This is a genomic window from Cupriavidus sp. CPT47-8839-RL05A (assembly GCF_058792255.1).
Window position 1 is genome coordinate 1 of sequence record NZ_JBYTEG010000020.1, and the last position, 21139, is coordinate 21139.

Genomic DNA, 21139 nt, shown 5'->3' on the forward strand with positions numbered 1-21139 from the left:
ATCGACACGCCGAGGTCATTGACCACCACCTTGGCGCCGGCGGCGGCCAGTGCCAGCGCGATGCCGCGCCCGATTCCGCCACCGGCGCCCGTTACCAGCGCCACCTTGCCTTGCATGGATCCACTCATTTTGCTGCTCCTGAACATAAGAATTGATGGTTTCACGCGCTGCGAGCGCCGCGGGCCTATTCCGGCCGGATCCCGGCTTTGGCGGCCACGCCGCGCCACAGCGCGAGGTCGCGCGTGATGTGCTCGGTCAGCTCCGCGGGCCCGGTCAGCATGGGCTCATAGCCGGCCTTGCGGATGCTTTCTTCGTAGGCCTTGTCGCGGCCGAGCGCAAGGTTGGCCCGGGTGAGTGTGTCCACCACCGTGCGCGGCAGGTTGGGCGGCCCCAGCACGGCAAACCAGCCACTCATGCTGTAGTGCCTGATGCCGGCTTCGGCCATGGTCGGCACGTCGGGCAGCGCCGGGCTGCGGCGGGCCGACGTCACGGCCAGCGCCCTTACGGTGCCGCCGCGGATCTGTCCCACCGCGGTGCCGGTAGCGTCGAACATGAAGTCGATCTTGCCGCCGAGCAGGTCGGTGGTCGCCTGCGCGCTGCCCTTGTAGGGCACATGCAGCATGGTGGTGCCGGACATCTGCGCCAGCAGTTCGGCACACAGATGGTTGGACGCGCCGATGCCGGCGGAGCCGTAGGTAATGCCGTTGCGCTTCGCTGCGGTGCGTGTCAGGTCGGCAACGCTGCGCACCGGTGAGCCGGCTTTCACCAGCAGGACGTTGGCATAGTCGCTGACCAGACCGATCGGGGTGAAGCTCTTCACGGGATCATAGCCAACCGCCTTTTGCACCACTGGCACCATCGTCATCATCGGACTGGTGACAAAGATCAGCGTATAGCCGTCGGGATCCGCATGCGTGACCATGTTGGCAGCGATGCCGCCGGTGGCGCCGGCGCGGTTATCGACGATCACCGGCTGCTTGAGGATCTCGCCCAGGCGCGCGGCGTAGCTGCGGGCGGCTACGTCGGTGGGGCCGCCGGCGCCAAAGCCGACCATCAGGCGGATCGGGCGTGAGGGGTAGGCTTGCGCGTGGCTGGCCGTCGCCGCCGCGGCGAGCATCAGCCCGGTGAAGAGTGCTTTCAGTTTCATTGTGTCTCCTGTTGACGGGTGTGTGGTGACGTCAGCGGATTGCCCCCGCCGCGCGCATGCCCCCGATCTCTTCCTGCGCATAGCCCACCGCCAGCAGGATCGCGTCGGTGTGCTCGCCAAGCATGGGCGCGCGCTGGCGCACCGCGCCGGGGGTGGCGCTGAGCTTGATCGGCACGCCGGCGATCTTGACCGGCGTGGCCGAGCCCGGCTGCTCAACGTCGACCAGCATTTCGCGCACACGGTAGTGCGGGTCCGAGAAGATCTCCGCCGAGGTGTAGACCGGACCGAACGGCACCTTGCCGCCCAGGCACTGTGCGATCTCCTCCTTGGTGCGCGCCGTGCTGAAGGCCTCGATGGCGTCAATCACTTGCTGCGCGTTGCGCACGCGCGCGGCGTTGGTGGCGAAGCACTCGTCGGTGGCCATGTCGGGCCGGCCGATGGCATGGGCCAGCCTGGCCCAGAAGGCGTCGGTGGCGCAGGCGATCGAGACATGGCCATCGCGGGCGCGGAACAGGCCGAACGGGCACAGCAGGGGGTGGCGGTTGCCTTCCGGCGCAGGCACGGTGCCGGTGTAGGAGGTCTGGTAGACGATGCGCTCGCACATGGCCAGCACGGCGTCCGTCATGGCCACGTCGACGAACTGGCCTGCGCCGGACTCGCGGGCGCGATGCACCGCGGCCAGGATGCCGATGCACAGCATCAGCGCCGGCACGGTGTCACCCACGCCGGGGCCGATCTTGGTGGGCGTATCGCGGTCCGGGCCGGTGATTCCCATCATGCCGCCCATGGCCTGCGAGACCACGTCATAGGCCGGCCATTGCGCATAGGGGCTTGCGCCGCTGCGCGGATCGCCGAAGCCGCGCACGGTGCCGTAGACCAGGCGCGGATTGGTCTCGCGCAGGGTCTCATAGGCCAGCCCTAGGCGCTCCATCACGCCGGCGCGGAAGTTCTCGACCACGATGTCGGCGCGGTCGATCAGCTTGCGCACGATCTCGCGGCCCGCCTCGGTCTTCAGGTCGACGGCGATCGATTGCTTGTTGCGGTTCACGCTCTGGAAATAGCCGCCAAAGTCGCGCAGCGTGTCGTCGGCGCAGAAGGGGCCGGTGACGCGCGTGCCGTCGCCGGTCATGGCTTCGACCTTGATGACTTCGGCACCGTGGTCGGCCAGCACCTGCGTGCAGAACGGGCCGGCCAGCATCTGGGTGAGGTCTACCACGCGCAGGCCGGCGAGGGCGCCAGCGGGCTTGGAAGCGGACGGTTGTGATTGCTGCATGCTTGACTCCGAGGGGTGGCTCAGGCGGAGGCGCCGGCCATGAAAGCGTGGATGCGGGGATACAGCGCGGCAGCCGGCAGCGCATCGAGTTCCTCGACGAAGGTCCACAGCGCTTCCGCTTGTGCCGCGCCGACCAGGGCCGCGGCCTTGGTCCTGAGCTTGGCGGCCTTGTGCGCGAAAGGCATCGGATCGCTCAGTTCGACGTGTGTGGTGTGGACGTTGCTGGCGCGCGTGTCGACGCGCGCGTGGCAGGCCGTGTCGGCAATCGCCGGATCGGCTTCGATGATCACGCGGCGGGCGAGGCCGAGCAGCATGGGGTCTTCGCAGCGCGCGTCGGCAAATGAATCGAGCGCAGCGGTGTCGATGCCGGCCAGTATCATCGCCGCGGTCAGCGACAGGCTGAACTTGGCTTCCAGGCCGGTGCGCGGCCGTTCGATGCAGCAGACCGGCAGCCACTGCGGGTCGATGCGCAGCGTGACCCGTTCGATGTCCTGCGCATGCAAGGCGTGGTCCGCGCGCAGCGCCAGCAGCGCCTCCAGGGCAGGGTGGGTGCCGTGGCAACAGGCGTGGAACTTGTATTGCACATCGGCAAAACGGAAGACGTCCGGCAATCCGTCGAAGGGGGCAGCCACGTTGCCTTCGCGCGCGCCGTGCGTGGCCGCAAAGCCGCCGGCGCACTCGATTGCGTCGGGACGCGAAATGAAGCCGAGGGCCGCAAGCGTGGCCGCCTCGACCCCACTGGATGCAGCCATGCCGGCATGGAAGGGCTTGCTCATGGTGCCGAACTGGCATTTGAGGCCGCTCGCCCGGGTGGCGGCCAGGCCAAATGCGTAGCCAGCCTGCGCCGCATCGAGCCCGAGCAGGCGCGCGCTTGCCGCCATGGCGCCAAAGGCGCCCGAGGTGGCGGTCTGGTGGAAGCCGGCGTTGTAGTGCGGCCGGCCCAGCCACCCGCCCACGCGGCAGGTCACCTCGACGCCGGTCAGGAAGGCTTCCAGCACGGCCTTGCCGTCAGCCTGCTGTTGCTCGCCGAGCGCCAGCGCGGCGGGCAACACGGCGACGGTCGGGTGCCCGACAAAGTCGAAGTGGGTGTCGTCGTAGTCCAGTGCATGCGAGACCGCGCCATTGAGCAGCGCCGCTGCGCGCGCCGGCACACGTTCGGCCATGCCGAAGGCGCTGGCCCGCGGGGCGCCGGCTTCGCCCCGGACCAGCCCGCGCACCGCCTGACTGACGGGCTCGCTGGCGCCGGCCAGCGCCACCGCGAAGAAGTCATAGACTGACAGGCGGGCAATGCCGAGCGCCTGCTCGGGAAAGCGCAATGCGCGGTCGACCGCGAAACGCGCCGCCTGCCGGCTGATGCCGGCGCCGGCAAGATCCGTCGATGGCGTGGAGGCGTGCATGGTCAGGCTCCGGCGTTCAGGCTTCGACCTTGCCCAGCATCGCATCGGAGATGATGCGCATCTGGATCTCGGAGGTCCCCTCGAAGATCTTGGTCAGGCGTGCATCGCGCCAGTAGCGCTCGGCCGCGAAGTGCGTGGTGTAGCCGGCGCCGCCGTGGACCTGCAGGCCTTCGCTGGTGACGCGCTCCGACATCTCGCTGGCGAACAGCTTGACCATGGCCGCTTCGGTGGAGCAGCGCTGGCCGTCGTCGATCTGCTCGCACACGGCGTAGAGCAGCGCGCGCGAGGCTTCGATCTGCGTGGCCATGTCCGCCAGCTTGAAGCGGATCGCCTGGAAGTTGCCGATGGGGTTGCCGAACTGGGCGCGCTCGCGTGCGTACAGGATGGCATCTTCCAGGCTGCCCTGGGCCAGCCCGATCGAGCGCGCGGCGGTGTGGGCGCGGGCGGTTTCCAGGCCGGCTGTGGTCAGGTAGAAGGCTTTGCCTTCCTCGCCGACCATCTTGTCGGCCGGCACGCGGCAGTTGTCGAAAGCCAGCTCCCAGGTGCTCCAGCCGTAGTAGCCGATCTTGGGGATGGGGCTGCCCTTGACACCCTCGGGCAGCTGGCCGCGCGGCTTTTCGATCATGAAGGCGGACAGGCCACGGTGGCGGGCCTTGGGGTCGATCACGGGGTCGGTGCGGCAGACCACCAAGATGAAGTCGGCCTCGTCGGCGAAGGTGCACCAGTACTTGCTGCCGGTAATGACCCAGTCGTCGCCGTCGCGCACGGCGCGGCACGAGATATTGGCCACGTCGGAGCCGGCGTTGGGCTCCGACAGCGAGAATGCGCCGAGGAATTCGCCGCGCGCCATGCGCGGCAGGTAGTCCGCCTTCTTCTCGGGCGACAGGCCCTTGAGCGCGCCGATCAGGCCGTTGCCGCGCGCGATCATGCTGCCCACGCTCATCCAGCCGCGCGACAGCTGCTCGGCCACCAGGCAGTACTCATAGGCGCCCAGGCCCAGGCCGCCGTATTCCTCGGGAATCAGGATGCCGAAGTAGCCCAGTTCGGCCATTTCATCGATCAGCTCGCGCGGGATCTGGCCTTTCTCGGGGTCCAGCTTGTTGGCGATTGGCAGGACGCGGTCCATGGTGAATTGCCTCGCGGCGTCCTGGATCATGCGCCGCTCGTCGGTCAGTTTTTGCACGTTGCGCTCCTTTGGTCGGTTCCTGCGATGTCCGGTATCCGGCTTTATGTACGTACATAGTAAGAGATAAGAGCGCTTGGGTGACAAGTCAAATCGGCCGGGCCACCCGTATTGGGTGGGATAATTTCCCCTAATTTTCCCGGATACCTTCAACCTTCTCCCGATCATTGACAGACGTAGTCGCTCCGTCCATTATGTACGGACATAGTGATAGTGGGAGACGAGATCTTCCGCCAGTCGAGGAGAGAAGGAGCCATGCAGAAGAACCGGAGCGGCAATTTTTTTGAAGACTTCCGCGTGGGCATGCGCATGCGCCACGCCACGCCGCGCACGCTGACCGAAGGCGACCGCAGCCTGTACATCGGCCTGACCGGCAGCCGCGCGGCGCCGGGCACTGCCGACACCAATGCGGCGCAACTCGGGCTGGCGCGCCGGCCGCTGGAAGACCTGCTGGTGTTCAACACTGCGTTCGGCAAGACCGTGCCGGACATCTCGCTCAATGCCGTGGCCAACCTGGGCTATGCCGATGTGCGCTTCCTGGCCCACGTTTATCCGGGCGATACGCTGTCGGTGGAGAGCGAGGTGATCGGCCTGAAGGAGAACTCGAACCGCAAGAGCGGCGTGGTCTATGTGCGCTCTACCGCGCACAACCAGCACGGTGAAGCGGTGCTGACCTGGATTCGCTGGGTCATGGTGCACAAGCGCGACCACGCCGCCGCCTGCGGCGAGGCCGTGTTGCCCGCGACGGGGCCGGTGGTGCCGGCAGCGCGGCTCTGGCATGGCGGCTACGGCCCCGGCGTGCGCGAGATCTGCGCCATGACCGGCGTGCAGGACCTGTGGGAAGACTACGCGGCGGGCGAGCGCCTTGACCACCCCGGCGCGATGACGGTCAACGACAGTGACCATAGCATTGCCACCCGGCTCTACCAGAACACGGCCCGGGCGCATTTCGACGGCTTTGCGATGGCGGCCAGGGGCGGCCAGCGCCTGGTATATGGCGGCCACATCATCTCGCTGTGCAAGGCGCTCTCCTATGACGGCCTGGAGAACGGCCTGTCGATGCTGGCGATCAACGGCGGCAGCCACGTCAATCCCACCTATGCCGGCGACACCATCGCCTGCGCCACCCAGGTGGTGGAAAAGCTCGACCTCGGGCTGGCGCATGTCGGCGCGCTGCGCCTGCGCACCATCGGCATCAAGAACGCAGCAGCCGGCACGGTGGTGTTTCCGCCCGCCGCCGACGGCAAGCCCGCCCATCCGGCCAACGTGGTGCTGGATCTCGACTACACCATCGCCATGCCGCGCCGCGGCCGCTGAGCCGGCTTGCGTACCCATTCCAACATCCGCTTCCAGGAGCCATCCATGACCACCACCCATCCGCGCGACGCGCTGTTTGCCGGCGAGAAATCCTTCCCGGTGCTGGCCGCGTGCGAGCACTTTGCCGGCAGCGAAAAGCTGATCGGCAAGGCTTTCGACCTGCAGATCGAGTACGGCCCCGTCTTTGACGTGACCTGCGATTGCGAAGACGGCGCCGCCGCCGGCCAGGAGCGCGAGCACGCCGCCATGGTGGCGCGCATGATCGCGTCGGAGCGCAACCGCCACGGCCGCGCCGGCGCGCGCATCCACGATCCCGCGCATCCGGCCTGGCGGCAGGACGTCGACATCATCGTGGGCGAGGCCGGCAGCCGCCTGGCCTATCTCACCGTGCCCAAGGCCACCAGCCACCAGCAGGTGGCCGAGGTGATCGGATACATCGGCCAGGCCGCGCGCAAGGCCGGGCTTGGCCGCGAGATCCCGGTCCACGTGCTGGTGGAAACGCACGGCGCGCTGCGCGATGTGTTCCAGATCGCGGCGCTGCCCAATATCGAGGTGCTGGACTTCGGCCTGATGGATTTTGTCAGCGGCCACCACGGCGCCATCCCGGCGGCGGCGATGCGCAGCCCCGGCCAGTTCGAGCACGCGCTGCTGGCGCGCGCCAAGGCCGACATGGTGGCCGCGGCGCTGGCCAACGGTATCGTGCCGGCGCACAACGTCTGCCTGAACCTGAAGGATGCCGAGGTGATCGGCGGCGATGCCACGCGCGCGCGCAACCAGTTTGGCTTCCTGCGCATGTGGAGCATCTATCCGGCGCAGATCCTGCCCATCGTCAATGCCATGCGTCCCGATTTCACCGAGGTGGAGGACGCGGCCGGCATCCTGTGCGCGGCGCAGGACGCGGACTGGGGCCCGATCCAGTACCAGGGCGAGCTGCATGACCGTGCCACCTATCGCTATTTCTGGGGCGTGCTGGAGAAGGCCAAGGTCACCGGCATGATGGTGCCGGCCGAAGCCGACAAGCGCTTCTTCGCGGCCTGAGGCGCGCGGTCCCGGGGTGCCGCCGCTTGCCTTACAATGCGCGGACCCATTTTCATGGAGCGGCCCGGGGCCAGCTCATCGCCATGCGCAACCAACTGAACGACAAGCGGGCGGAAGCACCGGTGGCTCCTGGCGGGGCGGCCTCGACCCGCTATGCCGAGCTGGCCAGCACCCTGGTCCGGGATATCGTCGAGGGCCGCCGCGTGGTCGGCAGCCTGCTGCCGACCGAGCATGAGCTGGCCGGGCAGCATGGGGTCAGCCGCCATACGGTGCGCGCGGCGCTCAAGCTGCTGCAGGACTGGGGCTATATCTCGCGCAAGAAGGCGGTGGGGACCATCGTCGAGAGCGCCAGTCCCGAGGCCTCGTACACTCAGTCGTTCGGCACCGCCGAAGATCTGGTGCGGGTGGCAGCCACCGAGATCCGCAGCATCGAGGCGGTGCACAGCGTCACGCTGGACCGCGCCGAGGCCCGCCTGCTGGAGGCGCCGATCGGCAGCGAATGGCTGCGTTTTTCCGGCACGCGGGTCGATGCACGCAAGGGCAGCACGCCGGTTGCGCACGCCGACATCTACATCGACGCCTCGCTGGCGCACCTGGCCGATACCATCCGCAACAACCCCAAGCTGCTGGTCAGCGCGCTGATCGAACGCGATTGCGGCGTGGCCATCGCCGAGATCCGGCAGGTCATCCACGGCGTGCTGATCGATGGGCGGCTGGCAAGGGTGTTGGGCGCCGAGCCGGGTTCGCCCGGCCTGCGGCTGATCCGCCATTACAAGGACGCGCAGGGCAGGATCCTGGAGATCACCGACACGATCTATCCGGCGGACCGGGTGACCGTGGCGTTCCAGCTCAAGCGCAGCCGGGTGCAGGTCTAGGCCGCGTTGCGGGACGCTGGTGATTGCCTCGGGCGCGCGGCCTCATGCGCGCCAGAATGCGGCATTGCCTGGCGGAACTCCACCGTCTGGCGGTCAGAGTACAGCGCCCGGCTGCATGCCGAGCGCTTGCAGCGCGCGGGTACTGCCGATCAAAAGCCGGGGCTTGCGTTCGAAATTCCCAGTTGGGGGATTCGCAGGTGATGCGCTCATCGCCGGAGGCTGCCGGATTCATCTTCCTTCGCGGCGCTCCTGAATCGCCTGTCCGTGTGACGCAGTGCATACCGCATGCTTGTGGCGGCTACAATCCGCGATGGGACATTTATGAACATGGCAAGAAGGATCGATGACTTACATCGTTGAAGCGGTGGACGAAGCGCTGGGTTTGCTGATGCTGGTGGCCGAGCATCCGTCGCTGGGCGTGACCGAGCTGGCCAGGCGCGCCGGACTGACCAAGGCGCGCGCCTTCCGCCTGCTGACCACGCTGGAGCACCGCGGCCTGATCGCGCGCGAGTCGCCGGCGGCGGTCTACAAGCTCAGCTACAACGCGCTGCTGGTGGGCAATGCCGCGCGCGAGCAGTTCGACCTGGTCAAGCTGGTGGCGCCGCGGCTGGCGGCGATCGGCGCGGCCTGCGGCGAGAACGTGATCGTGCGCGTGCGCGACGGGCTGGAGTCGGTGTGTGTGGCGCGGCATGAGTCGACCCAATCGGTGCGCGTGCATACCGAGATCGGCAACCGCCGGCCGCTGCATGTGGGGGCCTCCGGCAAGCTGCTGCTTGCCTTCGCCGCGCCCGAGGTGCTGGACGCCGTGCTGGCGCACCAGCTGGAACGTTTCACCGCCAAGACCATCATCGAGCCGCAGTCCCTGCGCGACGAGCTTGCGGCGATCCGCGCCGCCGGCTATGCCGTATCGCTCGGCGAGCGCGATGCCGATGCTGTCTCTGCCGCCGCGCCGCTGCGCGACCACAGCGGCGCGGCAGTGGCGTCGCTGAGCATCGCCAGCCCGGCCAGCCGGACCACGCAGGAGGCGCTGGACCGGCATGTGGCGATGGTGGTGGCGGAGGCCGCCGCGCTGTCACGCGCGCTCGGCCATACCGGCGGCTGAATCCGGCTGGGCGCGGGGCAGGACCGCGCAAATCCCCGATATCTCAAAAGCGGCGCTTCGGCGCCGCTTTTTCTTTGCCCGCGCGAATCACAGGGGGTAAACCCTGCTTATCGACAGTGGCCTCGATGTCTTATTCTTCGATACGCGGTATCACTGAATGAAACAATGTTTCGACAAACAAACCAGATCCCCATGTCTCAGCTTGCTGTCCACCTGGCGTCGCGTATTGCGGCTGCCCTGGCCACCCTCGCGCTGCTCGCGGCCGGCCACGCCGCGCATGCCGCCGACCTGCGCATCGGCTACAAGGCCGAGATCAGCGCCGCTGATCCCCATGTGCTGGACGCCGCCGGCCGCAACCTGTGGGGCCACGTGTACGAGACCCTGGTCGGACTGGACAATGCGCTGCGCCCGGTGCCCCAGCTGGCCACGGCATGGCGCCAGCTGGACGATCGCAACTGGGAATTCCAGCTGCGCCCGGACGTGCGCTTCAGCAATGGTGAGCCGTTCACTGCCGAGGACGCACGCTATTCGATCGAGCGCGCCATGAAGCTGCCCGGCGCGCGTACCTTCCGCACCTACCTGAAGTCCGTCGCGGCGGTGGAGGTGACGGGGCCGCTGACGCTGCGCGTGCGCACGCGCTCGCCCAACCCGGTGCTGCCGCAGAACATCGGCATGGTGGCGATGCTGCCGCGCTCGCTGGGCAAGTCCGTGCGCGAGGCCGACTTTGCCCATGGCAGTGCCAGCATCGGCACCGGCCCTTACCGGCTGGTGGCCTGGGAGCACGGCCAGCAGCTGACGCTGGCGCGCAATCCGGGCTACTGGGGCGCACCGCAGCCTTGGCAGCGGGTGGTGTTCCAGTTCATCCCGAAGGAGCCGGCGCGGGCCTCGGCGCTGCTGTCGGGGCAGGTGGATGTGATCGACGCCTCGTCGGCCAGCATCGCCGAAGCCTTTGCGCGCACCAACGGCCGTATCCGCACCGTATCGGCGACCTCGTACATGCTGAATTACCTGCAGCTGGACCAGGCGCGCGCGGTGTCGCCTTATGTGCAGGACAACGCGGGCCAGCCGCTGGCGGCCAATCCGTTGCGCGATGCCCGGGTGCGCCAGGCCATCAGCCTGGCCATCGACCGCGACCTGATCGCGGCGCGCGTGACCAGGGGCGATTCCGTGCCGGCCGGGCAGATGGTGCCGCAGGGCTTCTTCGGCTTTGCCCCGGCGGTGCCGGCGCCGCGTGCCGATGCCGCGCGGGTGCGCCGCCTGCTGGCCGAGGCCGGCTATCCCGAGGGCTTCCGCCTGACGCTGCATTGCCCCAACGACCGCTACCTGAACGACGCCAAGACCTGCGAGGCGGTGGGGCAGATGCTGACCCGCGCCGGCATCCGCACCGAGGTGCGCACGCTGCCGTATTCGGTCTACATCACCCGCGCCACCTCGGGCGGCGAGGGCGGCAAGCCTGAGTTCAGCGCCTTCCTGCTGGGCATCGGCGCGGTCAGCGGCGATTCACTGGAGCCGCTGGTGGCGGTGGCGCATGCGCAGGACAAGGCCGCCGGGCTGGGCGCCAACAACCGCAGCGGCTATGCCAACGCGGCAGTGGATGCGCTGATCGAGGAATCGATGCATACCATGGCGCCGGCGCCGCGCGACCAGGTGCAGCAGCGCGCGGCCGAGCAGCTGGCCGCCGACGCGGGCATCGTGCCGCTGCATCACCTGCGCGCCGCGTGGGCCTATCGCGACGGGCTCGCGGTGCAGCCGCGCAGCGACGGCTTCACCTATGCCAGCAATATCCGCCCGGCGCCGCCCGCCGCCCCGCAACGCTGACCCGCGCCACGGACTCTCCCGCCCTTAACCATCATGTTCGAAACCCTTCTCAAACGGCTGCTGCAGAGCCTTGCGGTGCTGTGGATCATGTCGGTGCTGACCTTCTGCGCGGTCAACCTGATCGGCGACCCGGTGCACCTGCTGGTCAGCCCCACCGCCACCGAGCAGGAAATCACCGAGGCGCGCCACGCGCTCGGCCTGGACCTGCCCATGCCGCAGCAATACCTGCGCTTCCTGCAGGGCGCCCTGCACGGCGACCTGGGCGATTCCTTCATCTACAACCGGCCGGCGATCGAGCTGATCGTCAGCCGCGTGCCGGCCACGCTGGAACTGGCCGTGACGGCGCTGCTGCTGTCGCTGGGCATCGGCATCCCGATGGGCGTGTTTGCGGGCCTCAAGCCGCATAGCCGGCTGGCGCGGATGCTGATGGCGTGCTCGCTCGGCGGCGTGATCATGCCGACCTTCTGGATCGGCATGATCGGCATCCTGGTGTTCTCGGTGAACCTGGGCTGGCTGCCTTCGGGCGGGCGCGGGCCGGTCAGCACGGTGCTGGGCGTGCCGCTGTCGGTGACCAGTTGGGAAGGCATGCGCTTTCTGCTGCTGCCGGCGCTGACGCTGTCGCTGTTCAAGATCTCGCTGGTCGCGCGCCTCACCGAGGCCGGCACGCGCGAAGTGGCCGGCCAGGAGTACATCAAGTTTGCCCGCGCCAAGGGCGTGGGCGGCGCGCGGCTGGTGCTGCGCCACGTGGTGCCCAATGTGCTGATCCCGATCGTCACCGTGGTCGGCCTGGAGTTCGGCCACCTGATCGCGTTCTCGGTGGTGACCGAGTCGGTGTTCTCCTGGCCCGGCATGGGCAAGCTGATCATCGATTCGGTGCTGGCGCTGGACCGCCCGGTGGTGGTGGCCTACCTGCTGGTCACGCTGGTGCTGTTCGTGGTGCTGAACCTGGTGGTCGACCTGCTCTACGTGGTGCTGGACCCGCGCCTGCGGCACAAGCCGGCCTAGACCCCGCGTCCGCTGCCGCTTTTCTCCCTCCAAAATAACGAGACTGAACCGATGTCCCTGCCTGTATCTGAAGCCGACACCGCCGTGCCCGCGCTTGCGCCGGCCGCGGCGGAACCGGCGCCTGCCGCCGCGCCGCCTGCGGCACGGCCCTCGCTGCTGCGGCGCTTTTGCGCCAAGCGCGTCTCTGCCGCCGCGCTGGCATTGCTGGTGGCGCTGCTGCTGGTGGCCGCGCTGGCCCACGTGATCAGCCCGCAGAATCCCTATGACCTCGCCACGGTTTCGGTGATCGATTCCGAACTGCCGCCGGGCAGCATCGGCTACGAAGGCCAGCCGCACTACTGGCTGGGCACCGACGGCGCCGGGCGCGACCTGCTCAGCGCCATCTTCTATGGCATCCGCATCAGCGTGGGCGTGGGCGTGATCAGCGCGGTGGTGGCGCTGATGGTGGGTAGCGCCGTGGGCCTGGCCGCGGCGTACTTCGGCGGGGTGGCGGATGCCGCCATCATGCGCGTGGTCGACCTGCAGCTGAGCCTGCCCGCGGTGCTGGTGGCGCTGATCCTGCTGGCGGTGCTGGGGCAGGGCGTGGACAAGACCCTGCTGGCGCTGGTGATCGTGCAGTGGGCCTACTTTGCCCGCACCGTGCGCGGCGCGGCGCAGGTGGAGCGGCGCAAGGAATATGTCGAGGCCGCGCTTGGCCAGGGGCTGCCGGCGCTGCGCGTGATGTTCCGCCATATCCTGCCCAACTGCATGGCGCCGCTGGTGGTGACCGGCACGCTGCAGATCGCGCATGCGATCACGCTGGAGGCCACCATGAGCTTCCTCGGCATCGGGCTGCCGCGCACGCAGCCGTCGCTGGGCATGCTGATCGCCAATGGCTTCGAATACATGCTGTCGAACAAGTACTGGATCAGCATCTTCCCGGGCGTGGCCCTGGTGCTGCTGATCGGCTCGATCAACCTGGTGGGCGACCGCCTGCGCCGCGTGCTCAATCCGCGGCTGGAAGGGTAAGGAGCCCGGCATGGCACTACTGGAAGTTACCGGCCTGAGCACCAGCTTCGCGTTCGCGCGCGGGGCCGTGAAGGCGGTGGATGGCGTGTCGTTCGCGCTGGAGCCGGGCGAAATTCTCGGCATCGTCGGCGAGTCCGGCTCGGGCAAGTCGGTGACGGCGTTTTCGCTGATGAACCTGCTGGACCCGCCCGGGCGCGTCACTGGCGGTTCGGTGCGCTTCAAGGGGCAGCAGCTGCTGGCGTGTTCGCCGCGCCAGTGGCAGGCGCTGCGCGGCGACCGCATCGCGATGGTGTTCCAGGACCCGATGATGTCGCTCAACCCGGTGATGCGCGTGGGCGACCAGCTGGTCGAGACCGTGCTGGTGCATCACCGCCGCACCCGCGCGCAAGCGCACGCGCAGGCAGTCGACGCGCTCACGCGCGTGGGCATCCCGGCGCCGGAGGAGCGCATGCGCGCCTATCCGCATGAGCTGTCGGGAGGCATGCGCCAGCGCGTGGCAATCGCCAATGCGCTGATCAACCGCCCGGACCTGATCATTGCCGATGAGCCCACCACCGCGCTGGACGTCACCATCCAGGCGCAGATCCTCTACGAGATGAAGCAGCTGGTGCGCGAGACCGGTGCCGCCGCGATCTGGATCAGCCATGACCTGGCCGTGGTCAAGGACCTGGTCGACCGCGTCTGCGTGATGTACGCGGGCAGGGTGGTGGAGCAGGGCCCGGTCGCCGACCTGATCGAGCGGCCGCTGCATCCGTACACGCGCGGGCTGCTGGATTCGCTGCCCACGCCGGAGATGCGCGGCGCAACCCTGCGCGCGATTCCGGGCGCGGCCCCGGCGCTGGCCGCGCTGCCACCGGGCTGCGCCTTTGCGCCGCGCTGCCAGCGCGCGCAGGACGCATGCCGCCAGGCGCCCGCCGAAACCACTGTGCGCGGCCGGACGCTGCGCTGCTTTTATCCCCTGGAGGTGGCATGACAGTCATGCTCGAAGCGCGCAACCTGCAGAAACGCTTCTCCATGAAGCCCGGCCTGCTGGGACGCATGGCCGGAAAGCCAGTGCAGGCGGTGCATGCCGTCAATGATGTCTCGCTGCAGGTGAAGAAGGGCGAGGTGCTGGGCGTTGTCGGCGAGTCCGGCTGCGGCAAGTCGACGCTGGGCCGCATGCTGGCGGGGCTGCTGCCGCAGACGGGCGGCGAGATTGCGTGGGAAGGCAAGCGCGCCGATATCGCGTCCGCCGGCTATCACCGCGCCGTGCAGATGGTGTTTCAGAACCCCTATGCCTCGCTCAACCCACGGCTGCGTATCGGCCAGGCCATTACCGAAGGCGCGGTCTATCACGGCATGGTCAAGCGTGCGCGCGCGGCGTCGTTCGCCGGCGATCTGCTGCAGCAGGTGGGGCTTGATCCCAGCTATGCCGAGCGCTTTCCGCATGAATTCTCCGGCGGCCAGCGCCAGCGCGTGGCCATTGCCCGCGCACTGGCGCTGCGCCCGCGCCTGCTGATCTGCGACGAGGCCGTGTCCGCGCTCGACGTCTCGGTGCAGGCGCAGATCATCAACCTGTTCATGCAGCTGCGGCGCGAGCACGAACTGACCTATGTCTTCATCAGCCACAACCTGGCGGTGGTGGAGCATATGTCGGACCGCGTGGTGATCATGTACCTGGGCCGCATCGTCGAGAGCGGCGCTGCGCGCGACGTGTTCGCTGCGCCCAACCATCCCTATACCCGTGCCCTGCTGGCCGACGCGCCGCGCCTGGGCGCCAGCCCGCCCGCGCACCAGCCGATCCGCGGCGAACTGCCCAGCCCGCTGGCGCCGCCCACGGGCTGTGCCTTCCATCCGCGCTGCCCGCATGCGAGCGCGCGTTGCGCGGCCGAAGTGCCGGTGCTGCGCGATATCGGTGGGCGGCTGTCCGCCTGCCACTTGAATGACTAGATAGCCGCCGCCCGGCCGGCCCACGCTCCCCCTGTGCATCGATGCCATCCCGCCGCGCGCGCGGCGGGCGGGGAGCGTGCGCGCTGCGCGGACAGACAACGCGGCAGTTGGGATCACCCGAGGGGGAATTGTGCGTTGGCACACAACAAGAGAGGGAGCAGAAGCATGAAGGGTATCCAGACCAAGAGCGCGCTCGCACGCGCCTGCATCGGCGGCGCGCTGGCGCTGCTGTCGGCGGCGGCCGACGCATCGGTGACGCTGTATGGCCGCCTCGACACCGATATCGAATACCAGAAGGGGCCGGACGGCCGCGCCACGCAGATGGTCGACAACGCCTCGCGCTGGGGCATGCGCGGCAGCGAAGACCTGGGCGGGGGCTTGCGCGCCGCGTTCGGGCTGGAGCAGGGCTTTGCCGCCGACAGCGGTACGGCCACCAACCCGCAGTTTCGCAATGCCTTTGTCGGACTGCAGGGAGGCTTCGGAGCGATCGCGATGGGGCGGCTGGATTCTGCCACCATCGTCGGATCGCCGATCTATTCGCAGGTGACGCAGAACATCGACTTCGTCATCCATGATGCGGGCGCCACCGCCATCGGCACCAAGGTGCTGAACGCGCGCAACCGTGTGTCGAACGCGCTGGGCTATATGACGCCGGAGTTCGGCGGCTTTTCAGTGCGGGCGCGCGTGAACCTGGCGGGACCCGATCCGGCCACGCCCAACGCCAGGTCGCCGGTGCAGGCCGAGGATGACTTCCGCCAGTACGACCTTGGCCTCAACTACGCTGCCGGCAACTTTGCCGCGGGCGTGGGCTATTCGCGCGATGCCAAGACCGGCGGGCTGGTGGCCAATGATTTCCGCGACAAGGTGCAGGCCGCGGCGTCGTACGACTTTACCGTGGTCAATATCTACGGCATCTATGGGCGCGACCGCTACGCGGGCACTGCCGCCACTCGCACCGACGTGCCTTACTGGCTGGTCGGCTTCACCGTGCCCTATGGCGCCCACAAGCTCACCGTGAACTACATGGAGCGCGCGGTACAGCGCGACCCGCAAGGCCGGCTCAAGAAGGTGCAGGCCGGCTATGGCTACAGCCTGAGCAAACGCACCATGCCCTATGTCTTCTTCGATCGCGAGGATCCCAACTCGCACAAGCCCGGTGACACCGTGACCACGGTCGGCATCGGCATTCAGCACAAATTCTGATAATGGCCCTTCCTTATTCGCTGACTGAACCGGCCGGCGCGGCGCTGCCGCTGGTGGTGGACTCCCCGCACAGCGGGCTGGTGCATGCCGAGACCCTGCCGCTGGCGGCGCCCGCCGAAGCCCTGCTGACGGGCTGGGACGCCTATGTCGACCAGTTGTTCGCGCATGCGCCGATGGTGGGCGGCACGCTGCTGTGCGCGGGCTTTCCGCGCTGGATGGTGGATGTCAACCGCGCCCGCGACGACATCGATCCGGCGCTGATCGACGGCGCCATGCCCTATGCGGTGCAGCCCAGCGACAAGTCCGGGCGCGGCATGGGCGTGCTGCGCCGGCTGGCGCTGCCGGGCGTGCCGGTGTACGCCGCGCGGCTGTCGCCGGACATGGCGGAATACCTGCTGAAGACCTACTACGATCCCTACCACGCAGCACTGTCCGGCCTGCTGGCGCAGCATCATGCGCGCTCGGGCGCGGTGTGGCATATCGACTGCCATTCGATGAAATCGCGCGGCAATGCGATGAACGTGGACAATGGCGCGGAGCGGCCTGACTTTGTGATCAGCAACGGCGACGGCGCCACCTGCTCGCCGGTGTTTATAGAGCTGGTGGCGCAGTGCCTGCGCGGCTACGGCTACCGGGTGGGCATCAACTGGCCATACAAGGGCGCGGAGCTGATCCGCGCCTATGCCGACCCGGCGCGCGGCTGCCACAGCCTGCAGATCGAAATCAACCGCGCGCTCTATATGGACGAGGCAAGGTTCGCGCAGCACGGCGGCTTCGCCGTGCTGCGCGGCCATCTCGACCAGTTGCTGGAGGCGGTGGCGGCATATATCCGCGAGGCACTGGTGCGATGATGGCGCGGCGCGCTCAGATCACCTTGCCCGGATTCATCAGCCCCTGCGGATCGAGTGCGCCCTTGATCGCGCGCATCATCGCCAGCTCGACCTCGCTCTTGTAAAGCCGGTTTTCCTCGCGCTTGAGCTGGCCCAGCCCGTGCTCGGCGGAAATCGATCCGTTATGCGAGCGCACGCTGTCGTGCACGATGCGGTTGACCTGGTCCTGGTGCGCCAGGAATTCTTCGTGGTCGACGCCTTCCGGCGGCGACACGTTGTAGTGCAGGTTGCCGTCGCCGAGGTGGCCGAAGGTCACCATGCGCGCACCGGGGAAGGCGTTCTGCAGCAGCGCGTCGGTGGTCTCGATAAAGTCCGCCACGCGCGACACCGGCACGGCGATATCGTGCTTGATGTTCTTGCCGTCTTCCACCTGCGCCAGCGGGATATGCTCGCGCAGGTTCCAGAAATCGCGCGACTGCTGCACCGATTCCGCCACCACCGCGTCGGCGACCACGCCGGCATCGAAGGCGGCCGACATCATGGTTTCGAAGATGCCGCGCGCATGGGCTTCGCTTTCGCTGTCGGACAGTTCCAGCAGCACCAGCTGCGGGTGGATGTCTGCGAACGGATAGCGCAGCTGCGGGAAGTGCCGCGTCACCAGCGTCATGCTGAGCGCGGACATCAGCTCGAACCCGGTCAGCATGGCGCCCGCATGCGACTGTGCGATGGCCAGCAGCGCCAGCGCGGCACGCGGGCTCTGCACCGCGGCCAGCGCGGTGACCGAGGCGCGCGGCAGCGGGAACAGCTTCATCACCGCCGCGGTGATGATGCCGAGCGTGCCTTCGGCGCCGATAAAGAGGTCGCGCAGGTCGTAGCCGGTGTTGTCCTTGCGCAGCCCGCGCAGGCCGTGCCAGATCTCGCCCGACGGCGTCACCACTTCCAGGCCCAGGCACAGCTCACGCGTATTGCCGTAGCGCAGCACCGCGGTGCCGCCGGCATTGGTCGACAGGTTGCCGCCGATGGTGCAGCTGCCTTCGGCCGCCAGGCTCAGCGGAAACAGCCGGCCGTGCTCGCGCGCCACCTCCTGCAGGTGCTGCAGCACCACGCCGGCCTCGACCGTGATGGTGTTGTTGAGCGGATCGACCTGGCGGATGCGGTGCAGCCGCTGCAGCGAGACCACCACCTGCTCCTGCCCGGCCACCGGCGTGGCGCCGCCGCACAGGCCCGTGTTGCCGCCTTGCGGCACCACGGCGATCTTGTGCGCATGGCAGGCATGGACCACCTCCGCGACCTCCTCGGTGGTGCCGGGGCGCAGCACCGCCAGCGCCTCGCCGCGATAGCGCTTGCGCCAGTCGGTCAGGTGGGGTGCCTTGTCGGCTGCATCGGTCAGCACGTGCTGCGCACCCAGCGCGGCGCGGCACAGTGCGAGGAAGGAGTCTTGAGGCGAGGTCATGGCGATGGCGGAGTGAGGGTCAGGACTTGGGCGCGGCTGGCTTGCCCGCCGCCCGGGCGCGGCGCTTGTAGGGGCGCAGGTACAGGATGGTGCTGGTGAAGAACACCAGCGTCAGCGCCACCTCCACCCACGCCAGCGTGGACGAGGGCGCGCGGTCGCTGGTGGCGCGCACGATGCCCTCGGTGAAGAACAGCAGGATCAGCATCGACGACCACTGCATGGTGTAGCGGTTGCGCGTGAGCACGCCGCGCAGCGGCAGCAGCAGCGGCAGGAACTTGATGATCAGCCACGACCCGCCAGGGCGCAGCGGCGCCAGGAACCATTCCCAGGCAATGCACAGCACCATCAGCGCCAGCAGGCTGCCCACGCTGAACCGGTACAGCCAGGGACTGTGCAGCGCCTGGTCGCTCTCGGGGATGGGGCTCATGCCGCGCCTCCCGCCAGGCGCAGCGCGGTCTGCGCCAGCCGCCGGCCCATGGCGATGGCCAGTCCCGATTCGTCTTCCGTGACCGGGCCGCGGTTGTCGCCGTGGGCATGGTGGCTGGGGCCGTAGGGTGTGCCGCCCGAGGCCGTGGTCATCAGGCCCTTCTCCGAATACGGCAGGCCCAGGATCAGCATGCCGTGGTGCAGCAGCGGCAGCATCATCGACAGCAGCGTGGTTTCCTGCCCGCCGTGCAGGCTGCCGGTGGCGGTGAAGACGCAGGCCGGCTTGCCGGTCAGCGCACCCGACAGCCACTGCGCCACGGTGCCGTCCAGGAAGTACTTCATTGGCGCGGCCATGTTGCCGAAGCGGGTGGGGCTGCCCAGGGCCAGGCCGGCGCATTCCTCCAGGTCGCGCAGCTCGGCATAGGGCGGGCCGTCGGCCGGGATATCGGACGCGGTGGCCTCGCACACGGTGGAAACCGGCGGCACCGTGCGCAGCCGGGCCTGGGCGCCGGGGACGCTGTCGATACCGTTGGCAATCAGTTCGGCTAGTTTGCGGGTGCTGCCGTGGCGGCTGTAATACAGGACGAGGATGTCGGTCATGGAGCGGGATGGCCGGCGGTGGCGGGGTGGTGTTGCGCGAAAGGTGCCGGAAGCAATGCGCGTATTATAGATGCGCCCCCCGCGCCATCTCCCATCGGCTTCGCGCCCCCGGTGCCGCGGGCCGCCTGTTTATCCGTCAGAACCAGATCCAGGAGGTTGTTTGCGCATGATTGGACCTCGCGTTGCCCGCCTGCGCCGGGAATGGAACCTGCAGAAGGTACGCGCCCTGGCGCGCTATGCGCTGCGCCGCGCCGGCGAAGACCGGCTGCCGCAGGTCTCGGCCAGCCTGACCTTCACCACCGTGCTGGCGGTGGTGCCGGTGCTGACGGTGGCGTTCGCGCTGCTGGCCGCGTTCCCGGTGTTCCGCGACTTCCGCAACGCCATCGAGGCGTTCCTGTTCCAGAACCTGATCCCCGGCAACGTCAGTGAATCGATCCAGCGCTACCTCGGCATGTTCGCCAAGAGCGCGCGCGGGCTGACCGCAATGGGCCTGGGCGGGCTGATGGTCACCTCGGTGCTGACCATGCTGACCGTGGAAGACGCGCTCAACGCGATCTGGCGCGTCAAGCAGCGCCGCCCGCTGGCGCAGCGGGTGCTGGTGTTCTGGGCGGTGCTGACCTTCGGGCCGGTGCTGATCGGCGCGAGCCTGTCGATCAGCTCCTACCTGATCTCGGTCTCGGCGGGCTATGTCGGCACCATGCCGGTGGGGCTGGGGCTGCTGGTGGGCGCGACGCCGGTGCTGCTGTCGGCGCTGGCCTTCGCCTTCCTGTACACGGCGGTGCCCAATGCGTATGTCGAATGGCGCGATGCCATCGTGGCTGGCCTGGTGGCGGCGGTCGCGTTCGAGTTCGCCAAGCGCGGCTTCGGCTATTTCATCACCGAGATCCCGGCCTACACCGCGGTCTACGGCACCTTCGCCGCGTTGCCGCTGTTCCTGCTGTGGATCTACCTGAGCTGGCTGGTGACGCTGCTGGGTGCGACCATTGCCGCCAACCTGCCGGTGATCCGGCAGGGCTACTGGCGCCGCCGCACCTTTGCCGGCAGCGAGTTCTTCGATGCGCTGGGCGTGCTGCTGCTGCTCTACCGCGCGCGCGACGAGGTGCCGCGCAGCGTTGGCGAACTGGACTTGGGCCGCAAGCTGCGGGTCGAGGCCGATTACCTGTCGGACCTGCTGGGCAAGCTCAAGGCCATGCATCTGGTCGGGCGCTTGCAGCAGGAGCGTGGTCAGGCCCATTGGGCACTGCTGTGCAATCCGTCACAGGTGACGTTGCGCACGCTGCATGACCGGCTGGTGCTGAACCTGCCGCGGCTGCCGCGCACCGCGCTGGCGCAGCAGCTGCAAGGGGCGGATGCGCTCAAGTCGGTCCTGGACAATCCGCAGCTGGATCAGACGCTTGAGGCGGTGTTCCGGCAGCAGCCGGCCAATCTGCCGCCGACTGAAGGGGATGGGGGGAGCCACCCTCAGCGGCGCACGCTGGAAGTGGTGCCGCCGGGCTGGCATGGGCAGGTGTAAGGCCCGCCCCCCTGCGGCAGTG

General features: G+C 68.4%; 20 protein-coding genes. 12 read left to right on the forward strand and 8 right to left on the reverse strand.

Annotated elements, in window-relative coordinates; genetic code table 11:
- From AC3WVS_RS22870 to AC3WVS_RS22890, 5 genes are all read right to left on the reverse strand, one after another.
- Positions 1 to 128: SDR family NAD(P)-dependent oxidoreductase (locus AC3WVS_RS22870; protein ID WP_492320552.1), on the reverse strand; the 128-nt coding region annotated here is incomplete at its 3' end.
- 56 nt (positions 129 to 184) lie between these two features.
- Positions 185 to 1147, reverse strand: a complete 963-nt coding sequence (locus tag AC3WVS_RS22875; protein ID WP_492320451.1) for a Bug family tripartite tricarboxylate transporter substrate binding protein — start codon at positions 1145 to 1147, stop codon at positions 185 to 187.
- 31 nt (positions 1148 to 1178) lie between these two features.
- Positions 1179 to 2420 carry a CaiB/BaiF CoA transferase family protein gene (locus tag AC3WVS_RS22880; protein ID WP_492320452.1) on the reverse strand — a complete coding sequence of 414 codons (1242 nt, stop codon included), beginning with the start codon at positions 2418 to 2420 and terminating at the stop codon, positions 1179 to 1181.
- A 20-nt stretch (positions 2421 to 2440) separates the two neighbouring features.
- On the reverse strand, positions 2441 to 3817 hold the full coding sequence (locus AC3WVS_RS22885) for an MmgE/PrpD family protein (RefSeq protein ID WP_492320453.1): 1377 nt from the start codon (positions 3815 to 3817) through the stop codon (positions 2441 to 2443).
- A 16-nt stretch (positions 3818 to 3833) separates the two neighbouring features.
- Positions 3834 to 5000, reverse strand: coding sequence for an acyl-CoA dehydrogenase family protein (locus AC3WVS_RS22890; protein WP_492320454.1), 1167 nt, complete (start codon positions 4998 to 5000; stop codon positions 3834 to 3836).
- Between the two features lie 255 nt (positions 5001 to 5255).
- Here AC3WVS_RS22890 and AC3WVS_RS22895 point away from each other — a divergent pair, with 255 nt between their 5' ends.
- The 11 genes from AC3WVS_RS22895 (at position 5256) to AC3WVS_RS22945 (ending at position 17146) form a co-directional block, all read left to right on the forward strand.
- On the forward strand, positions 5256 to 6317 hold the full coding sequence (locus AC3WVS_RS22895; protein WP_492320455.1) for a MaoC family dehydratase: 1062 nt from the start codon (positions 5256 to 5258) through the stop codon (positions 6315 to 6317).
- Between the two features lie 45 nt (positions 6318 to 6362).
- On the forward strand, positions 6363 to 7355 hold the full coding sequence (locus tag AC3WVS_RS22900) for an HpcH/HpaI aldolase/citrate lyase family protein (protein WP_492320456.1): 993 nt from the start codon (positions 6363 to 6365) through the stop codon (positions 7353 to 7355).
- An 83-nt stretch (positions 7356 to 7438) separates the two neighbouring features.
- Positions 7439 to 8230: a GntR family transcriptional regulator gene (locus tag AC3WVS_RS22905; protein ID WP_492320457.1), complete on the forward strand. Its 792-nt coding sequence runs from the start codon at positions 7439 to 7441 to the stop codon at positions 8228 to 8230.
- Between the two features lie 343 nt (positions 8231 to 8573).
- Positions 8574 to 9332: an IclR family transcriptional regulator gene (locus AC3WVS_RS22910; protein WP_492320458.1), complete on the forward strand. Its 759-nt coding sequence runs from the start codon at positions 8574 to 8576 to the stop codon at positions 9330 to 9332.
- A gap of 192 nt (positions 9333 to 9524) precedes the next feature.
- Positions 9525 to 11150, forward strand: coding sequence for an ABC transporter substrate-binding protein (locus AC3WVS_RS22915; RefSeq protein ID WP_492320459.1), 1626 nt, complete (start codon positions 9525 to 9527; stop codon positions 11148 to 11150).
- Positions 11151 to 11183: 33 nt separating this feature from the next.
- Positions 11184 to 12155 carry an ABC transporter permease gene (locus tag AC3WVS_RS22920; RefSeq protein WP_492320460.1) on the forward strand — a complete coding sequence of 324 codons (972 nt, stop codon included), beginning with the start codon at positions 11184 to 11186 and terminating at the stop codon, positions 12153 to 12155.
- Between the two features lie 51 nt (positions 12156 to 12206).
- Positions 12207 to 13163 carry an ABC transporter permease gene (locus tag AC3WVS_RS22925; RefSeq protein ID WP_492320461.1) on the forward strand — a complete coding sequence of 319 codons (957 nt, stop codon included), beginning with the start codon at positions 12207 to 12209 and terminating at the stop codon, positions 13161 to 13163.
- A 10-nt stretch (positions 13164 to 13173) separates the two neighbouring features.
- Positions 13174 to 14136: an ABC transporter ATP-binding protein gene (locus tag AC3WVS_RS22930; protein ID WP_492320462.1), complete on the forward strand. Its 963-nt coding sequence runs from the start codon at positions 13174 to 13176 to the stop codon at positions 14134 to 14136.
- On the forward strand, positions 14133 to 15092 hold the full coding sequence (locus AC3WVS_RS22935) for an ABC transporter ATP-binding protein (RefSeq protein WP_492320463.1): 960 nt from the start codon (positions 14133 to 14135) through the stop codon (positions 15090 to 15092). Before AC3WVS_RS22930 ends, AC3WVS_RS22935 begins: the two co-directional genes overlap by 4 nt.
- Positions 15093 to 15257: 165 nt before the next feature.
- Positions 15258 to 16295 (forward strand): porin, encoded by a 1038-nt coding sequence (locus tag AC3WVS_RS22940; protein WP_492320464.1) that lies wholly within the window; start codon positions 15258 to 15260, stop codon positions 16293 to 16295.
- Between the two features lie 2 nt (positions 16296 to 16297).
- On the forward strand, positions 16298 to 17146 hold the full coding sequence (locus AC3WVS_RS22945) for an N-formylglutamate amidohydrolase (RefSeq protein ID WP_492320465.1): 849 nt from the start codon (positions 16298 to 16300) through the stop codon (positions 17144 to 17146).
- A gap of 13 nt (positions 17147 to 17159) precedes the next feature.
- Here the strand turns inward: AC3WVS_RS22945 and AC3WVS_RS22950 are convergent, their stop codons facing one another.
- From AC3WVS_RS22950 to wrbA, 3 genes are read right to left on the reverse strand one after another with little or no spacing between them, the layout of a single operon-like run.
- Positions 17160 to 18578, reverse strand: coding sequence for an FAD-binding oxidoreductase (locus tag AC3WVS_RS22950; RefSeq protein WP_492320466.1), 1419 nt, complete (start codon positions 18576 to 18578; stop codon positions 17160 to 17162).
- A gap of 19 nt (positions 18579 to 18597) precedes the next feature.
- Positions 18598 to 19005, reverse strand: a complete 408-nt coding sequence (locus tag AC3WVS_RS22955; protein ID WP_035817523.1) for a DUF2069 domain-containing protein — start codon at positions 19003 to 19005, stop codon at positions 18598 to 18600.
- A complete protein-coding gene (wrbA, locus tag AC3WVS_RS22960; RefSeq protein ID WP_340529997.1) occupies positions 19002 to 19604 on the reverse strand; it encodes an NAD(P)H:quinone oxidoreductase in 603 nt (200 codons plus the stop codon). The genes AC3WVS_RS22955 and wrbA overlap by 4 nt, the downstream gene beginning before the upstream one ends.
- Positions 19605 to 19770: 166 nt before the next feature.
- Between wrbA and AC3WVS_RS22965 the strand changes: the two genes are divergently transcribed.
- Entirely contained in the window at positions 19771 to 21117 is a 1347-nt protein-coding gene (locus tag AC3WVS_RS22965) for a YihY family inner membrane protein (protein WP_492320467.1), read from the forward strand.
- Positions 21118 to 21139 lie beyond the last annotated feature (22 nt).